Below are 17,139 nucleotides of genomic sequence, written 5' to 3' on the forward strand. Positions count from 1 at the left end.
ATGAATGTTCCCCGGTACCGTGGAGCCTGCGATGCGCCGTAGCGTACGCGTCCCCACGCCACGGCACCGCCGCCAACCCGCACACGAGACGGGTGCCCTGGCAGCCGCCGCGGGCACCCAGGAGGACCCGCGATGACCAAAGCCCCCACCCGGATCTGGAACGACCTCGTCGTCCCCGCACCCGGGACGTACGAGCTGGACGTCGCCCACCAACGCATCGGTTTCCTGGCGATGCACATGATGGTGAGCCCCGTCCGGGGTCAGTTCGGCACCGGATCCGCGGTGATCCACGTCGCCGAGGACCCGCTCGCCTCGACGGTGGCGGCCTCGATCGACGCCGCGTCGATCGAGACGGCCAACGCCGACCGCGACGCGCACCTCAAGAACCCGGACTTCCTCGATGTCGAGGTGTTCCCCACGATCGAGTTCCGGTCCACCGGGGTGGAGTGGAACCCGGCGCCCGACCCGATGTTCTCGTGGGCGGCGCTCAAGGGCCGCATGCCCGGCCGGGAGGTCGACACCCAGCGTGCGGCGGCCGGGTCGAGCACCAAGTTCGTGCTCCACGGTCACCTGACCATCCGCGGGATCACGCACCCGATCGCGCTCGACGCGGAGTTCGGCGGCGTCGGCACCGACCCCTACGGCCGCCACCTCTTCGGGTTCAACGCCACGGCCGACTTCGAGCGGGAGAAGTTCGGGCTGCTGTGGAACGTCGCGCTGGAGGCCGGCGGCGTGCTGGTGGCCAAGACCGTCCGCATCGAGATCGCGGGCGAGGCCCTCCGCGTCGAGGGATGAGGCCCGTCGGCGCCGGGCCGCGCCGGACGACGGCGCGCGTCAGATGACGACGCGGCCCACCACGAACACGAGGATCCCGGTCACCACGACCGGGATCGCCGCAGCGGTCAGGCCCGCCCGGCGTCGGGCCAGCGTCGGCTGGCGCTCGAAGAGGAACCGCAGGGCCGCGGCGACCAGGCCCGCCACGATCCCCGTGACCATGCCGGTGACCGGCTCGACCTCCGGGACCACCGTCGCGGTGCCCGCGCCCGCGACGGCGCCGAACGCCACCGACAGCAGCGAACCGGTCCACCCGCCGGCGATCGGGAGCGCCGAGACGGCGGCGGCGACGGCGAGCGCCACGGCACTGGTCAGCACGAGCGCCGCACCGGCGTCCGACCGGCCCGTGGCGACCCATCCGGAGGCGGAGACCGCGACGACGATCCCCGCCGTCATGCCGCTCACCGACTCCACGAGCCGGGGCCGGCCGCCGCGCCGGAGCATCTGTGCCACGAAGGCCAGCACGAGCGCCATCGCGATGACGAGGGGCACGTTGCGCAGCACGGGCTCGTCCTCGGTCGCCCAGGCCATCGCCACGCCACCGAGCCCGGCCAGCAGCACCACGAGCACGGTCGCGCCGTCCGCCGGGAGCCGCAGCAGCGCGGCCCAGCCGATCGCCACGAGGGCGACGAGACCGGCCGCCGCGGCCGTCGTCCACAGCGGCCCCAGATACGCCGCCGCGGCGACGAGCGCGGCGAGCGCGGCGGTCGTCACGGCACGGGTGGTCACGGTCACGACGAAGAGTCTCGCATGCCGACCCGTTGTGATCTCCGGCGCGGGGCACGGTACCTTTACCACCACCGGTGGCGGGAGGAGGTGCGCGTGGCCGAGCTGTTGATCCTGACACCCGCGACAGGCGGGTCGGTCGAGGTACTGCCCGCACTCGGTCTTCTCTCGCACAAGATCCGGGTGCTGCCGATGGAGCCGTCCGCGCTGGTGGACGCCCCGGACTCGGACGTCGTCCTCCTCGATGCCCGCCGCGACCTGGTCGCCGCACGCACCACCTGCCGGCTGCTCCACGCCACCGGGCTCACCGTCCCGCTGGTGCTCGTCCTCACCGAGGGCGGGCTGACGGTCGTCAACCACGAGTGGGGCGCGGACGACCTGCTGCTCGAGAACGCCTCCCCCGCCGAGGTCGAGGCCCGCCTGCGGCTCGTCGTCGAGAAGTCCGCGCACGGCCCGACGGACGACTCGCCCCAGGAGATCTCCGCGGGCGAGCTGGCGATCGACGCCGGTGGCTACACCGCCCGGCTCCGCGGGCGCCCCATCGATCTCACCTACAAGGAGTTCGAGCTCCTCAAGTACCTCGTGCAGCACCCCGGCCGGGTCTTCACCCGCGCCCAGCTCCTGCAGGAGGTGTGGGGCTACGACTACTACGGCGGCACCCGCACGGTGGACGTCCACGTGCGGCGCCTGCGCGCCAAGCTCGGCCCCGAGCACGAGCAGCTCATCGGCACCGTGCGCAACGTCGGCTACCGGTTCGACCCGCCGAAGGAGCCGCGCGACGACGAGGGCGACGGCCCCGGCTCGGGCGCCAGGGGCTCCTCGCGCGTGTCCTCGGGCGGCTGAGCAGGTAGGTTCGGCGCGTGACCGCCATGCCCGACACCGACTACACCTCTGCCCTCGTGGACGGCCCGTGGCGGCACGAGTTCGTCCCCGCCAACGGCTCCCGGTTCCACGTCGCCACCGCCGGCCCCACCCGCGGCAACGGTGACCGCGCCCCGCTCGTGCTGTTCCTGCACGGGTTCCCGGAGATGTGGTGGGCCTGGCGCCACCAGCTCGCCTCCCTGTCCGACGACGGCGTCCGCGTCGCCGCGATCGACCTGCGCGGGGTCGGGGCCTCCGACAAGCCGCCCTCCGGTCACGACATCCCCACCCGGACCCGCGACGTCGCCGGGGTGGTGCGCTCCCTCGGGCACGACCGTGCCGTCGTCGTCGGCTCGGGCACCGGCGGCGCCCTGGCGTGGGCGATGGCGGCGCTCCAGCCCGCCGTCACCGCCGGCGTGGTGGCCCTGGCCGCACCGCACCCGCTGCGCCTGCACGTGCCCGGACGGCGCCTGCTCACGCCCGCCGCACGCCGCACGCTCGCGCTCTACCAGGTGCCGTCCGTCGCCGAGCGGCGGCTGACCCGGGGTGACGAGGTGGCCCGCGTGCTCACCGCGGGAGCCGCGCGGCCGCTGCCCGCCGACGTCGTGGACCGGTACCGCGAGGTCATCCGCATCCCGTTCGCCGCGCACAGCTCGGTCGAGTCGCTGCGCTGGCTGACGCGGTACGCCGTGCGACCCAGCGGGCGGCGGTTCCTCGCCGCGCTGCGCCGACCGATCGACGTGCCCGTGCTACAGGTGCACGGCACCGCCGACGGGTTCCTCCGGACCGGGACGGCCGACGTCGACGGCGCGGCATTCGCCCGCGACTTCCGCTTCGAGGTGGTCGACGGAGCCGGGCACTACCTCGCCGAGGAGGCGCCCGACGAGGTCAACGCCCTGCTGGCCGACTGGCTCCCCCACGCCTTCGCCGCGAGGTAGGACGGCATCCGCCGAGGTAGTTGCGCTCAGGCCCGGCCGCCCGTGCGGACGAGCTTCGCCGCCGCCACCGGGTCGGTCTCCCCCGCGCCGAACGACGGGCACCACCGCGCCACCGGGCACGCTCCGCAGGCCGGACGACGGGCGTGGCACACCCGCCGCCCGTGCCACACGAGGTGGTGGCTGAGCATCGTCCAGTCCCTCTTCGGGAAGATGGCTCCGACGGCGTGCTCCACCTTGACCGGGTCCTCCTCCGTCGTGAAGCCCAGCCGCCGCGCCAGCCGCCCGAAGTGCGTGTCGACGGTGATCCCCGGGACGCCGAACGCGTTGCCCAGCACCACGTTCGCCGTCTTGCGCCCGACGCCGGGCAGCGTGACGAGGTCCTTCAGGCGAGGCGGGACCTCGCCGTCGTACCGCTCCACCAGAGCGCGGCCGAGACCCATCACCGCGCGGGTCTTCGCCCGGTAGAAGCCCAGCGGGCGCAGGATCTCCTCCATCTCCGCGGGATCCGCACCAGCGAGCGCGGCCGCGTCGGGATAGCGGGCGAACAGGACCGGCGTCGTCGCGTTGACCCGCACGTCCGTCGTCTGCGCGGAGAGCACCGTGGCGATCAGCAGCTCAAGGGGCGTGGTGAAGTCGAGCTCGGCACGCGCGTCCGGGTACGTCGCGGCCAGCACCCGGTCGATGCGGCGCGCACGGCGGACCAGTGCCAGAGGCGACTCCCCCGTCGGGGTAGGCTGCTGTGGCTTCTCGGCGGTCACCTCGGCAGCGTATCGGCCACCTCCGACAACGTCCGTGCTCCTGTCAGGAACCGCGGCGGTCGCCCGTTCGTTTCGCCGGGAGCCACCCGAGACCGACGTTCCAGGCAGGAGGCCCCTGCGTGAGGCACACTGAGACCTGGAACACATTTCGAGACAGCACCGTCCCGTGCGGACGGCATCTGAGAACGTGAGGATTCCTGTGGACGACACCGTCGTGCTCTCCGCCCCCCTCTTCGCGGACATGGACAGCGAAGAGTCGAAGGCGCTCTTCGAGTCCATGATCCCCGTCGAGCTGACCCGCGGGGACGTGCTGTTCCGCGAGGGAGAGCCGGGCGATCGCCTTTACGTGATCGCGCAGGGCAAGATCAAGCTCGGGCGCCGCTCCAGCGACGGCCGCGAGAACCTGCTCTCGATCCTCGGCCCCGGTGAGATGTTCGGTGAGCTGTCCCTCTTCGACCCGGGCCCCCGCACCGCCACGGCCTCGTCGGTCTCGGACGCCCTGTGCTACGAGCTGCGCCACCAGGCGCTCGTCCAGTGGATCGCCGCGCACCCGAACGTCGCCACGACGCTGCTCGGCGCCCTGGCCCGCCGACTGCGCCGCACCAACGAGACCCTCGCGGACCTCGTCTTCTCCGACGTCCCCGGCCGTGTCGCCAAGGCGCTGCTCGACCTGTCCAACCGGTTCGGCGAGCCCAACGACGAGGGCGTCCGCGTGGCCCACGACCTCACCCAGGAGGAGCTCGCCCAGCTCGTGGGCGCCTCCCGCGAGACGGTCAACAAGGCGCTGGCCGACTTCGCGACCCGCGGCTGGGTCCGCCGCGAGGGCCGCGCCGTCGTCCTCCTCGACCTGGACCGCCTGGAGCGAAGGGCTCGCTGAGCCTCGTCCGGCTTGCTCACGCAGGAGGCGAGGCCCTCCCGGGTCCGGTCGCGTTCACGGGCGCTGCGCGCCCTCCACTTCGGGGCAGAGACGACCGGACCCGGGAGGGCCTCGTCTCCTGCTCTTCACACCGCCTCTGTCGCGCTGTGCTCGGCTGGAGCGGACGACGGAGCGCTGGGGACGGCGACCCTCCGCACGGTCGTCAATCCCGAAGTGGAGGGCGCCCCGCGCCCGTGAACGCGACTGTGCGGAGGGTCGTCGTCCCCAGCGCGGAACCGAGCCGTGCTACCGCGTGAGCTCGGCGATCAGCTCGACCTCGACGGGGGCGTCGAGCGGGAGGACCGCGACGCCGACGGCGGAGCGCGCGTGCGTGCCGGCGTCGCCGAAGATCTCCCCCAGCACCTCGCTGGCACCGTTGAGGACGCCCGGCTGCCCGGTGAACGACGGGTCGCTGGCGACGAACCCGGTCACCTTGACGATCCGGACGTCGTCGAGGGAGTCGACGACGGAGCGCACCGCCGCGAGCGCGTTCAGTGCGCACGTGCGCGCGAGGTCCGTGGCCGTGGCCGGGTCGACCAGGCCGTCACCCTCGCCGACCTTGCCCGTGGCGGGCAGCTCGCCGTTCACGAACGGGAGCTGGCCGGCCGTGTAGACGTAGCTGCCCGAGCGGATCGCCGGCTGGTATGCCGCGACCGGTGCCGCGACGTCGGGCAGGGTGATGCCCAGCTCGGTGAGGCGGGTCTCGACGCTCATGCCCGCGCTCATTCGCCGGAGGGTCGCTTGAGGTAGGCGACCAGCCCGGTGCCGTCGGGGCCGGGCACGACCTGCACGAGCTCCCAGCCGTCCGCACCCCACTGGTCCAGGATCGCCTTGGTGTTGTGGATGAGGAGGGGGATGGTCGCGTATTCCCACGTGGTAGCCATGCGGCGATGGTAGCCCGAGCGGGTGAATCCGACGCCTCGGACACGAGGCTCGAACGCCTCGACCAGCGCTCCACAGGACCTGCACACGCGCGCCGCCCGGATCGGCTGGCCCGGTTGGTGCGACCCTCTAGGCTTTGAACATGGCGAACTCTGAGCCGCGCAGCGTGACGCGCACGATCCCCGCGACCCAGATGGTCGCGCTCCTGCTCGCCTTCCTGCTGGCTGCCGGCGCCGGTGGCGTGCTCGCCGCCGGGTTCGTCATCCCGGCGGTCGCCGGGGCCAACGCCGCGGCCGACAGCACCATCGAGATGTACGACGACGTGCCGGCCGAGCTCGAGCCGCAGCCGCTGTCCCAGCAGTCCCGCATCTACGCGAGCAACGGCAAGCTGCTCGCGACGTTCTACTATCAGAACCGCATCGTGGTGCCGCTCGACGAGATCTCCGAGCACATGCAGCACGCGGCCATCGCCATCGAGGACGAGCGCTTCTACGAGCACCACGGCGTGGACCCGAAGGGCATCACGCGCGCCGCGGTGAACAACCTCAGCGGCCAGGCCACCCAGGGTGCTTCCACGATCACGCAGCAGTACGTCAAGAACATGCTGATCGAGGCGGCGCTGCAGGCCGACGACCCGTTCGCGGTGATCGACGCCCACGAGGACTCGCTCAACCGCAAGCTGCGCGAGGCGAAGATGGCGATCGCGCTCGAGAAGAAGATGCCCAAGGAGGAGATCCTCCAGGGCTACCTCAACGTGGCGCAGTACGGCAAGAACCAGATCTACGGCGTCGAGACCGCCGCTCGCTTCTACTTCGACAAGTCGGCCAGCGACCTGACGCCGGTCGAGGCGGCCACGATCGCCGGTGTGACCAAGGCGCCGAGCCAGTTCGACCCGACCCAGCACCCGGAGCAGGCGGAGGAGCGCCGCAACCTCGTGCTGCAGAACATGTGGAAGCTGGGGTACATCACCACCGACGAGCGCGAGGAGGCCCAGGCCACGCCGCTCGAGGACACCCTGGACGTGAAGCCGGTGTCGGCCGGCTGCCAGTCGGCAAAGGGTTCGGCGTTCTTCTGCGACTACGTCATCAAGGAGATCCTCCTCGACCCGACGTACGGCGAGACCCGCGCCGACCGCAACCAGCTCCTCTACCGCGGGGGACTCGAGATCCACACCACGCTCGACATGAAGATGCAGCGCCAGGCGCACAAGACGATCAAGAACAACATCCCGCCGGACGACGCGAGCGGCCTCGAGGCGTCGGTCGTCTCCGTCGAGCCGGGCACCGGCCAGATCAAGGCGATGGCGCAGAACGTCCCTTACACGGGGACGAAGGCCGCCGGGAAGGCGTCCCGGGACACGACGGTCAACTACAACGCCGACTACATCCACGGGGCGTCCGGAGGCTTCCAGCCCGGCTCGAACTTCAAGCCGGTGGTGCTGGCGCAGTGGCTGCGCGAGGGCCACACCCTGAACGAGACGGTGACTGCCAACAAGGTTGGTCGCTGGCCGCAGAACTTCAACGCGCCGTGCACCCGGCTCACCAGTGCCGAGCCGTGGACGCCGGCGAACGCCGAGGGCAACACTGCGGGTAACATCTCGGTGCTGCGAGCCACCTACGAGTCCGTGAACACCGCGTACGCGTCGATGGGCTACGAGATCAACCTGTGCGACCTCGCGGACAACGCCTGGGACATGGGCTTCCGGCCCACGAGCAAGCCGAACCACGGACCTCTCACGAACGCGAAGAAGTCGGACGTCGACGTCCAGGCCCCGATGGTGCTCGGCACCCAGGAGTCCTCGCCGTTGAACTTGGCCTCGATGTACGCGACGCTCGCCTCCGGCGGCACCTTCTGCAGCCCGGTCGCGATCACGGAGGTCACTGGGCCTGACGGCGAGGGCTACGAGGTCCCCAAGGCCAAGTGCGACAAGAACGCCCTGCCGAGCAACATCGCGAACACCGTCGTCTACGCCATGGAGAAGGTGTTCAGCGGCACCGGTACCGCACGCGCTCTCGGCGGTCTCGCCGACGGCCGTCCGGTCGCCGGCAAGACGGGTACCTCCCAGCTGGCCGCCCAGACCTGGTTCAGCGGGTTCACACCGCAGCTCGCCTCGACTGTCTGGGTCGGGTCGGTGGACAACCCGCACGAGAACCACGCGACCGTGCCGATCACCGTCAATGGCGTCACCCACATGCCGATGTACGGTTCCCGTGTCGCCGCGCCCGCGTGGAAGGAATACATGGACGTGGCCGTCGAGGGCATGCCCGTCAAGGACTTCGGCGCCCCCGACCAGAGCCTCATCGGCTCGCCGCCCGTGACGGCTCCCCCGCCGTCGAGCGACGACGGTGACGACGACGGTGGGGACGATGACGGTGGCGACGACGACGGGGGCGGCGACGACGACGGACCCGGGAACGACGGGGGCCCCGGCAACGGCCGAGGACCTGGCGGCGGCAACGGCGGGGGCGACGACTGAGCGCCCGCGGGGTGCTCGGCGGCGTCGCCGCCGTCACCGCAGCAGGGCTCGCGTACGCGCACCTGGAGACCAAGCTCTTCACCGTCCGCCACGTGACCGTCCCGGTGCTGCCACCCGGTGAGCGCGACCTGCGGGTGCTGCACGTCTCCGACCTGCACCTGACCCCGACCCAGCACCGCAAGATCGCCTGGGTGCGGTCCCTGGCAGCCCTGGAGCCGGACCTGGTGATCGACACCGGCGACAACCTGGCGCACCGCGAGGCTCTGGGCCCGCTGCTCTACGCCCTGGAACCACTGCTCGAGCGGGTCCCCGGTGCCTTCGTCATGGGTTCCAACGACTACTACGCACCCCAGCCGAAGAACCCTGCCCGCTACCTGTGGACACGTTCCGGCCCCCGCACCCTCAACCCGCCGAACCTCCCGGCCGCCGAGCTCGCCGCGGCCATGGCGAACGCAGGGTGGGCCGACCTGACGAACCGGCGCGACGCCGTCGTCGTCGACGGACGACGCATCGCGTTCGCAGGGGTCGACGACCCGCACCTGGGCCTTGACGACTTCCCGGACCCGACGCCGGAGCCCGACGACGGCGCGCTGCTCCGGCTCGGCGTCACGCACGCGCCGTACACCCGCGTGCTCGACCAGATGCACGAGGACGGCGCGGACGCGATCATCGCGGGGCACACGCACGGCGGCCAGCTCTGCGTACCGTTCTACGGGGCGCTCGTGACCAACTGCGACATCGACCGACGGCGCGCCAAGGGGCTGCACGGCTGGCCCGGCGCCCGCCCGGACACGCCCGACGGCGAGGACTCCACCTGGCTGCACGTCTCGGCCGGGGCCGGGACCTCGCCGTACGCGCCGGTGCGGTTCGCGTGCCGGCCGGAGGCGACCTTGATCACGTTCACCTCGCGGTAGCGGATCCGGTTTTCGTTCCCGGGCGATCGTCGGCTATTCTGAGCAGGCTTCCGCACACGGGGGCCTTCCTCCGGGTCGGCTCTAGAGCGGGTGCAGTCCTTCGGGGTGTGGCGCAGCTTGGTAGCGCGCTTCGTTCGGGACGAAGAGGTCGCAGGTTCAAATCCTGTCACCCCGACAACGGCGAACGGCAACGTTTGCCCAGGTAGGGCGGTCCTTCGGGGCCGCCCTTCCTCCTTTTCCGGCTAGTTCTGAATGGCCCCTGTGGGCTCTGTGCCCCCGTCGTGCCCCCGTAGTTCGAGGGCCGCGAGGCGCTTGAGTGCTGCGCGGTCGGCATCGACACCGACGTAGTGGGCGTACCGATCGAGGGTCACCGTCGCGCTGGCGTGCCCGAGCCAGGCCTGAACCGTCTTCGGGTCCATGCCCGACACGAGCCATCGCACGGCGGCACCGTGGCGCAGGTCGTGCCAGCGGAAACCAAGTCCGGTCCCGGCACGCTCTCCGACGCTGTGCCACCGCAGACGCCGGAGCATCCCCCGGTGCGTCAGCAGGTCGCCGGCGGCGTTCGGGAAGAGCAGAGCATCGCCGCTCTTACCCTCGGCCCATCGCTTGACAATCTGCTCAGCGCGCGGGGTCAACGGCACCCGACGCCCTCGACCGCCCTTCGTGGTGGTCCGGATCTCTGACGCTCCATCGGGTGCCGAGCGGGTGACCCACAGCGCAGGGATCGGCACATCGAGGACGTCCCGCACGCGGAGCGCTCGAACCTCACCCGATCGCAGGCCGGTTTCCCAGGCGAAGATCGTCAGGTCGGCGTACTGGCCTGCGATCGACCGTTGGCGCGCTTCCATCTGCCGGAGGTCGTCCTCGCGGACTGGCCGGATCTCGCGACGGTCGTCCGCCCCCGTTCCTCTCGGCTCGGTGACGCCACGGGCCGGAGACGCACGCACATAGCCCTGTCGCTCAGCCCAGGACAGCGCCGAGTTGAAGGACTGGCGCATTCGACGGCAGGTCGCTCGGCTCATGCCGTCCTGCATGAGGGACGCATACATGCTCGAGACGTCGGAGCCCGTCAGCTGCCCGACCTGCTTCTTCCGCACGGCGTCAGGAACGTGGCGCATCATCCAGCGGTCGGTCGCCGCCGTCGTCTCCGCCACCGTGCCCTGTCGGCTCTCAAGCCAACGGTCCAGGACCGCCCCGAGAGACGTACGGCCACGCTGGGGAGTCCACGCACCACCGAGGGCAGCGCGCGCCTCTTGACGCTGCTCGTACTCCCAGCGCTCTGCTTCACGCTTGAGGTCGAAGATCCTGCTGGCGACTTCGACGCCTCCGACTTTCACGCGAGCCCGCCAACGACCGTCGGGGCGCCGCTGGACGCTCATTCGGTTTCTCCGGCACGGCGAGCGGCGTCATACGCTGCAGCGCTCTTGTAGCGCTGGACGCCGCGCTGGCATACCGCGCACGTAGCGCGAGAGCGCTTGCGACCATCACCGCCCTTGTACTTCCGCCGGTACACGTTGTCCTCGATCGTGACATCGTGCCCTCGGCTGCACGTCCCATTCCGGAAGGGGATGTTGCCGAGGCCGGCGCGCGCGCGATCTTGCGCATTGTCATCGTCCGTCCCGGTAGCCAGGTGCGTTGGCTCGAGGCACGCCGGGTTGTGGCACAGGTGCCGGATGCATGTCGCCGAAGGGTCGATGTCCCCGACCTCGGCCAGGTACGCAATCCGTGACAGCTTCACCTGCTTGCGGTCACCGATCGCAGTCACGGGGTAGCCCGAGCTTCCCCTCCTCGTCAGACAGTCCGCTTTGAGCCCAGGCAGCGCGTAGCCCTTCTTCGGAACTCTGACCAGGTGGGGGCGCACCGAGGACCATGCGGCTACCGCTTCCTCACGCGTTGGAACGAACATCCTGCCCATCTCGCACCTCCTCATCGATTCCCAGCCACGATTCGATGTCTCGCCGCCGCCACCTCGAGCGGTACGGCTTCGGAAGGAACGGCTCTGGCAGAAGACCGTCGCGCTCCATCCGGCGCACCTTCTCGTAGGACTCCCCCGCCAATTTGGCGATGTCAGAAAGCCCGACGAGCAGTCGTGTCTTCGTGGTCGACATCTCCACTCCCCTCCGTCTCGATCCCGTCACCTGCTTCGGTAGTGAGCGCTCTGCGCATCGAAGCCGTGCTCCGAGCGATGTCTGCCGCTACCCGCTCGCTCACGTACGGGAACCGAACCCGCATCAGGTCTCCGGACTCATCAGCCACGACAGCCATGCCCGGGGTCGAGCGAGCGATCTCCGTCGGGGATACAGCAGCGGTGTTCACGGCGTCGCCCAGCACTGCCACGGCGGCCTCTCGGGTAAGCACGCGGAAGGCCGTACGGATGCTCGCGTTGTCCCGAAGCGACGTCGGCAGGGCATCCGAGGTCGGCTTCTGCGTCATGACGATGACGAGAATCCCCACCGAACGTCCCTTCTTCACGCAGTTCACGAGGTTGGCGGTAATCGCCTCCGCAGCTGCCTTCGCGTCCTTAGACATCCCGCGGGTATCGGTGAACGTCTGCACCTCGTCGACGAGCACCACGATGAGCGGGTGTTCCGGTACCAGCGGCAGGTCCCAGAAGTTCGACGCACCACGCTCGGGCATCTGAGTACGAAGCCGCTGACGCAGGAGGGTCCGGACGTCCTCGGTCACTGCTCTGACGCTCGCCAGATCCTCGTCCTCGTTCGTCCACACCGCGGCCCGCGGCTCGATCCACGAGAGGTCCGAACCGCCCTTCCCATCGATCACGACGAACTGCACACACGGGTTCTGTGCAAGCCGGCACAGCAGGCTGGTCACGCCCGCGGTCACGCCCGCGGTCTTGCCCGAGCCCGGCACGCCACCGATCACCTCGCCGGAGACGTTCGCGAGCGACCGTGTCACCCAGCGACCGTCCTCTCCGAGCGCTACGGGCACCGCCGTCAGGTCATCCGCCGGAGGCATTTCCGCAACCTCGACTGGAGCAGCAAGAGGATCTCGAAGTCTGATCGCGATCGATACCCTCCCCGCGGCCCTCTCTGACTCACTTTGCGATGCCGACAGTCCAGGCACGTGCAGTGTGTGCGCCAGGGCGTCGGTCCGTACCTGGTAGTCGCCGAGGGTCAGGCCCGGCAGCATCGACACCACCAAGACCGGCCCGACCGGCGATGAGTGGCCGTCCAGGACGAGTGGCGTCGCAACGACGGCGCGTCCCTGCACGACAGCCCCAGGGGACTGCATGAGGGTCCTGCGCACGAGCGCCGAGGACGCCTCCTCGACTACGGCGGCCCAACCACCCGCGGTCGAGGACTGCCCGGAGCGCGCTCGACGCAGAGACTCGGTCAACCGGTAATCGGTGACAGCGAGCCCCACGCTGGCACACGCCTCAGCCCACGCCGCGCCGACAGTCGCGAGGACCACCACATCCGGATCCTCCGCTGCGGAAACAGCCCCACGATCGCTCCGGGGATTCGCCACAGACCTCCGTGCCCTACGACGTCGACGGCCCCGAACAGCGAGCCAGACCCACCCGCCTATCCCCGCTGCAAGGACGAGGATCGCGTAGTCGGGCCAGGCGATGAAGCCGACCAGGACAGCGACCGTCCACGCGATGCCGAACACGTGCACCCGAACCGCGACCAGCAAGCGGGGCGCGGCCTTCCGAACGAGGCTGGCGATACCCACGCACACGAGTACCCCAACAGCCATCGCCGACACGACGAACAGCGCGGCACCCATCGATCAGCCCTCGCGCGGCGGCGTGCCCTTAGCCGGCACCACCGCGTCTGCCTGCCAGTAGATCCCGCCCTGACGCGGCTTTTCCCCGAGCCACAGACCCGCACGAAGCCCCTTGAAGGTCACCGGCCCCAGAACCTCCGGACGGGCGGGAGACGGCACCGTCACCGACATCAGGTCCGTGGCCGCGTCACCACCGACTCGCAGGACGTCGATGGTCCACTGCGGCACCCCTTCCTTGCTCTGCTTCTGCTGTGCCGCCGGCCCGAGACCATCGAGCTTCGCCTCGACCTGGACGGCCGTGTACGTGTAGACGCCGTCCGCCGGAACGACCGTCGTAGCTGCCTTCAGTGCCATCTCATGCCTCCAGAGTCGTCATCGTGAATCAGGACTCCACAACCGTAACGCTTACGTTACACGTATGGCAAGCCCCCTTTCCGGGCGTGTTGCGCTGAGGCGGTAGTCTTGGTCCCGTGACCCAGAAGTGGAAGCCCTCTGATCCGGTCGACCCGACCGATCGCGCCTACTTCCTGGCCGCCCTCGAAGCGATCCGCCACTCCGTCAACGCTGCGGAACTTGACGACGACGACGAGCATGACGAAGACGCGCAGACCTGGGCGATGCGCATCCTTCAGTCACTGGACTCTGTCGAGGAGGACCTGCGCTGGGTGCGCAGTCATCTCGCCCGCGTGGCTCAAGACGCGGGCCTGGGCACACGGGAGATCGCGAGGGTCCTAGACGTCAGCGCCCCGACTGTCGCCCGCATGACCCGGAATGCCCGTGACGCGGGCATACCTCCCGGCCTTCCCACCTTGTGGCACCTCAACACGACAGGTGAGGACGATCCGGGAGCGGACCGCCTCGAGGTCCAACTCGAGCAGAACGGCATCCCCGGCGACATCGCGGCGTCCGTTCGAGACGCCCTCGCTTCTCGGCAAGACGCGCGATCGCCTCTCGTCTACGAAGCAGACGCCGACAACGCTTGATCGCGGCCGACTCGGTACTACCAGCACGACACGGGAGATCGGTGACGACACTGTCAGTAGCTGCGTCGAGCTCTCACCAGCGGAAACCCGCCGCGGGCGGCAACGCGACCAGGTTCCTCGTGCCGAGCCACCCTCCCCGGCGAGCACCAGCGAGTGGACTCCTCGGACAGCGGGCCGTAGCGCCAGGCACGGAGTTCTTGAGTAGTTCGACTCTTCACTAGAGAACGCACAAAGGACGCACCCATCAACTAAGACATCGCAGCGCGCGCCCGCCTGTCTACGTCTTCGTACGTCGAGGGGCGCATTCGGACATACACTTTGAACATCTCGTCCACGAACGCGTATTGATTCTGACGAGAAATCTTCCGTACCGCACGACCGCACTCTTCCTTCGTCAGGTGCCCAAGGTATGCGGACGGGTTGCTCACGCCGAGGGTGCGAGCCTGCGGGTATATTCCTCCTGTCGGAATACTCTCATCCCCCCACTCGGCCAGAAGCCGAAGCACGCATTCCCGTTGCCAAGAATCCTTCACCGCACGGTGATAGCGCGCCTCCAAAATCGGAGCGAGCCGCTTCCAAATCTTGCCGTCTCGCAGGAGCGCTGTGACGTGAGCCTTCTCGATCCCGCTTCGACTTTCGTCGTAGGCGTCGAGAAGGATTTCCTTGCCAATCACATGGACAAACCAAGGGAATCCGCCGGCCAGACGAGCAATCTCCTGCTGTGCCGAATCCGTGAACTCGAAGAATTGATCGGCATCGGCCAGGTAAGCCTGAGTGCGCTCGACGATCGACATCAACTCACTTCGCTTCATCACCCCGAGTCGTACTGGCTGAAGCGGTCGACCGATCGACTCGTGATCCTGAAGCAAGTCCTCGACCGTATTTCCGATACCAACAAGCGCGAACCGCAGATGGTCGCTCGAGTACGACTTGAGGAAACTTGCGAGGCCCTTTGTATTGGCCACACGATCGACCTCGTCGAGTATGAAGAGAACTGGCTGGCCGAACACGTCGGTCAAAGTCTCGGCGAGGCGTTCGATCTTCTCAGCAAGCGAGAACAAGCTGAGGTCAAGCTCCTTGACCTGTTCGTCGTAGGACTTGGTCGTCTCGCCTTCAAAGATTTTGAACGACACCTTGCGGCGAGTCTTGCGATCAACCAAGACGCGCCCCGCACCGGGTACTTTACTATCGAGGCTATGCTTGAGTGAACTAATGGAATTGAGCATCAGCCGCTGGATGCCCTTGAGGTTTTTCGTTGCGTCGGAACATGTCACATACAACGTGATGAACCGATGCTCACCAGTAAGCGCAAGATCCTCGTACTCGACCTGGCTAAGCAACTCGACGTCGCCCTGAGCGATGCGACTACCCTGCATGGCCAGGCTTGACTTCCCTATGCCGCGCGGGCCATAGATGACGATCAGACTGCGATCCTCGTGCAGAGCCTCCGCGAGGTGCCGAACCGCGCTGCGACGTCCAGCGAAGCGGTGCGGGTCAGCGATCTCCTTAGAGGGCACGAACGCGTTTGCGACGAAGCTGCGATCCGACACTGTCCCCGCCCTGCTTGCTAGATGAAGTCTTCCTCGAGTGAGGATACTCGCCAGCGCCCACTTGCCCCGTAGGGGCGTCAACCACCTGGCGGAAGATGAGGCGAGTCTTTCGATACAGGGTCAAGGGGCCCGGCTACGCCGGGCCCGCGAGGGGGAGGGTGGGGCCCCGCGCGTGCGGCGCACGCGCCGGTCCCGGGCCCCCACCCTCCCCCTCGCCGGCTCCCTACGTCCCGGTCGGGTCGCCGACTGGTAGGAACGTAGGAATATGGCTCAACGCAGATGAGGGTGTAGCGCTGGCTGGCTGATCTGGCCGGGGATGGGTCGAGGTCCCCCAGGATGGGAGTTCTCACTCTGCCCATCCGGAAGACCTCGACGTGGACGACGCTACCTTCTGCACACCTGACCTGACGACGTTCTGCCGCCTGGACGAGCTCGGTCTCGTCGTGGTCGGGCAGCATCTGGAGCCTGACCGGGCGGTGCTCGAGTGCCGCGTGGTCGCGCGCGATGACGACGCGTTCTGCAGACAGTGCGGGGCCGAGGGCACGCCGCGTGGGACGGTGTCTCGGTGGCTGGCGCATGAGCCGTTCGGGTGGCGGCCGACGACGCTGCTGGTGCGGGTGCGCCGCTACCGCTGCGAGAGCTGCGGGCGGGTGTGGCGGCAAGACACGTCGAGGGCGGCCGAGCCGCGGGCGAAGCTGTCGCGGGCGGCGGTGCGCTGGGCCCTGGTGGGTCTGGTCACCCAGCATCTGACGGTCGCGCGGGTGGCCGAGGCCCTCGCGATCGCGTGGCACACCGCCAACGACGCCGTCCTGGCCGAAGGTCGGCGGGTGCTGGTCGACGACGAGGCCCGGTTCGACGGCGTGGCCGTCATCGGAGTCGACGAGCACGTGTGGCGGCATACCCGCCGCGGCGAGAAGTACGTCACGGTGGTCATCGACCTGACCCCGATCCGCGACGGCACCGGATCCGCCCGGTTGCTCGACATGGTCGAGGGGCGCTCCAAGCAGGCCTTCAAGCAGTGGCTGGCCGCCCGACCCAGGCCCTGGCGAGATCAGGTGGAGGTCGTCGCGATGGACGGCTTCACCGGGTTCAAGACCGCCACTGCCGAAGAGCTGCCCGACGCGACCGCGGTGATGGACCCGTTCCACGTCGTGCGCTTGGCCGGTGATGCCCTGGACCGCTGCCGCCGCCGAGTCCAACTCGACTTGCACGGCCACCGCGGCCGCGCCAAGGACCCGCTCTACCGCGCACGACGGACCCTGCACACCGGCGCCGACCTGCTCACCGACAAGCAGACGACCAGGATCGAGGCCCTGTTCGCGATCGAGGAGCACGTGGAGGTCGAGGCGACCTGGGGCATCTATCAGCGCATGATCACCGCCTACCGCCACCACGACCGCGCACACGGCCGCGCCCTGATGGTCGCCGTCATCGACTCGGTGGCCCGCGGCGTTCCGGCGGCCCTGAGCGAGCTCGTCACGCTCGGGCGGACGTTGAGAATCGCCCCACTCCGTGGGTGCGTGCGACGCTACGGGGTGCGCTGACGCGCCC

At 69.3% G+C, this 17,139-nt stretch carries 17 protein-coding genes, 1 tRNA gene and 1 pseudogene; 9 read left to right on the plus strand and 10 right to left on the minus strand.

Annotated features, from left to right (window positions below):
* Positions 1–132: 132 nt before the first annotated feature.
* The gene (locus ACWAT2_RS15415; RefSeq protein ID WP_402374022.1) at positions 133–795 is read left to right on the plus strand and encodes a YceI family protein; all 663 of its coding nucleotides are present in this window, start codon (positions 133–135) and stop codon (positions 793–795) included.
* Positions 796–834: 39 nt separating this feature from the next.
* Here the strand turns inward: ACWAT2_RS15415 and ACWAT2_RS15420 are convergent, their stop codons facing one another.
* Positions 835–1,569, minus strand: coding sequence for a hypothetical protein (locus tag ACWAT2_RS15420; protein WP_402374020.1), 735 nt, complete (start codon positions 1,567–1,569; stop codon positions 835–837).
* 87 nt (positions 1,570–1,656) lie between these two features.
* On the opposite strand from ACWAT2_RS15420, the gene ACWAT2_RS15425 reads away from it, so the two are divergent.
* Positions 1,657–2,403: a winged helix-turn-helix domain-containing protein gene (locus ACWAT2_RS15425; RefSeq protein ID WP_402374018.1), complete on the plus strand. Its 747-nt coding sequence runs from the start codon at positions 1,657–1,659 to the stop codon at positions 2,401–2,403.
* A 26-nt stretch (positions 2,404–2,429) separates the two neighbouring features.
* Positions 2,430–3,359 carry an alpha/beta fold hydrolase gene (locus ACWAT2_RS15430; protein ID WP_402374519.1) on the plus strand — a complete coding sequence of 310 codons (930 nt, stop codon included), beginning with the start codon at positions 2,430–2,432 and terminating at the stop codon, positions 3,357–3,359.
* Between the two features lie 26 nt (positions 3,360–3,385).
* Here ACWAT2_RS15430 and nth read toward each other — a convergent pair whose 3' ends face one another.
* Positions 3,386–4,117, minus strand: coding sequence for an endonuclease III (nth, locus tag ACWAT2_RS15435; RefSeq protein WP_402374016.1), 732 nt, complete (start codon positions 4,115–4,117; stop codon positions 3,386–3,388).
* A gap of 199 nt (positions 4,118–4,316) precedes the next feature.
* Between nth and ACWAT2_RS15440 the strand changes: the two genes are divergently transcribed.
* Complete coding sequence (locus ACWAT2_RS15440; protein ID WP_106266234.1) at positions 4,317–4,994, plus strand: Crp/Fnr family transcriptional regulator; 678 nt, start codon at positions 4,317–4,319, stop codon at positions 4,992–4,994.
* Positions 4,995–5,279: 285 nt separating this feature from the next.
* Here ACWAT2_RS15440 and ACWAT2_RS15445 read toward each other — a convergent pair whose 3' ends face one another.
* Positions 5,280–5,747 carry a RidA family protein gene (locus ACWAT2_RS15445; protein ID WP_402374014.1) on the minus strand — a complete coding sequence of 156 codons (468 nt, stop codon included), beginning with the start codon at positions 5,745–5,747 and terminating at the stop codon, positions 5,280–5,282.
* An 8-nt stretch (positions 5,748–5,755) separates the two neighbouring features.
* On the minus strand, positions 5,756–5,917 hold the full coding sequence (gene sp36 / locus ACWAT2_RS15450; protein ID WP_171783411.1) for a Sp36 family protein: 162 nt from the start codon (positions 5,915–5,917) through the stop codon (positions 5,756–5,758).
* Positions 5,918–6,057: 140 nt separating this feature from the next.
* Between sp36 and ACWAT2_RS15455 the strand changes: the two genes are divergently transcribed.
* From ACWAT2_RS15455 to ACWAT2_RS15465, 3 genes are all read left to right on the plus strand, one after another.
* Entirely contained in the window at positions 6,058–8,391 is a 2,334-nt protein-coding gene (locus tag ACWAT2_RS15455) for a transglycosylase domain-containing protein (protein WP_402374011.1), read from the plus strand.
* 11 nt (positions 8,392–8,402) lie between these two features.
* A complete protein-coding gene (locus tag ACWAT2_RS15460) occupies positions 8,403–9,305 on the plus strand; it encodes a metallophosphoesterase (RefSeq protein WP_402374009.1) in 903 nt (300 codons plus the stop codon).
* A 101-nt stretch (positions 9,306–9,406) separates the two neighbouring features.
* Positions 9,407–9,480, plus strand: a tRNA-Pro gene (locus ACWAT2_RS15465).
* A gap of 67 nt (positions 9,481–9,547) precedes the next feature.
* Here ACWAT2_RS15465 and ACWAT2_RS15470 read toward each other — a convergent pair.
* The 5 genes from ACWAT2_RS15470 to ACWAT2_RS15490 all read right to left on the minus strand — a co-directional run bounded on the left by ACWAT2_RS15470 (position 9,548) and on the right by ACWAT2_RS15490 (position 13,409).
* Positions 9,548–10,459 carry a tyrosine-type recombinase/integrase gene (locus ACWAT2_RS15470; protein ID WP_402374007.1) on the minus strand — a complete coding sequence of 304 codons (912 nt, stop codon included), beginning with the start codon at positions 10,457–10,459 and terminating at the stop codon, positions 9,548–9,550.
* 221 nt (positions 10,460–10,680) lie between these two features.
* Complete coding sequence (locus ACWAT2_RS15475) at positions 10,681–11,070, minus strand: HNH endonuclease (RefSeq protein ID WP_402374005.1); 390 nt, start codon at positions 11,068–11,070, stop codon at positions 10,681–10,683.
* 121 nt (positions 11,071–11,191) lie between these two features.
* Positions 11,192–11,413, minus strand: a complete 222-nt coding sequence (locus ACWAT2_RS15480; protein WP_402374003.1) for a helix-turn-helix transcriptional regulator — start codon at positions 11,411–11,413, stop codon at positions 11,192–11,194.
* Entirely contained in the window at positions 11,373–13,055 is a 1,683-nt protein-coding gene (locus ACWAT2_RS15485; protein ID WP_402374001.1) for an FtsK/SpoIIIE domain-containing protein, read from the minus strand. Before ACWAT2_RS15485 ends, ACWAT2_RS15480 begins: the two co-directional genes overlap by 41 nt.
* A gap of 3 nt (positions 13,056–13,058) precedes the next feature.
* On the minus strand, positions 13,059–13,409 hold the full coding sequence (locus tag ACWAT2_RS15490) for a hypothetical protein (RefSeq protein WP_402373999.1): 351 nt from the start codon (positions 13,407–13,409) through the stop codon (positions 13,059–13,061).
* A 116-nt stretch (positions 13,410–13,525) separates the two neighbouring features.
* On the opposite strand from ACWAT2_RS15490, the gene ACWAT2_RS15495 reads away from it, so the two are divergent.
* On the plus strand, positions 13,526–14,038 hold the full coding sequence (locus tag ACWAT2_RS15495) for a hypothetical protein (protein ID WP_402373997.1): 513 nt from the start codon (positions 13,526–13,528) through the stop codon (positions 14,036–14,038).
* 248 nt (positions 14,039–14,286) lie between these two features.
* On the opposite strand, the gene ACWAT2_RS15500 is transcribed toward ACWAT2_RS15495, so the two are convergent.
* Complete coding sequence (locus ACWAT2_RS15500) at positions 14,287–15,588, minus strand: AAA family ATPase (protein WP_402373995.1); 1,302 nt, start codon at positions 15,586–15,588, stop codon at positions 14,287–14,289.
* A gap of 374 nt (positions 15,589–15,962) precedes the next feature.
* Between ACWAT2_RS15500 and ACWAT2_RS15505 the strand changes: the two are divergent.
* Positions 15,963–17,087, plus strand: a pseudogene (locus tag ACWAT2_RS15505) (ISL3 family transposase); the annotation flags it as partial.
* Between the last annotated feature and the right edge of the window lie 52 nt (positions 17,088–17,139).

It is taken from the genome of Isoptericola sp. GX10416, from assembly GCF_056590155.1.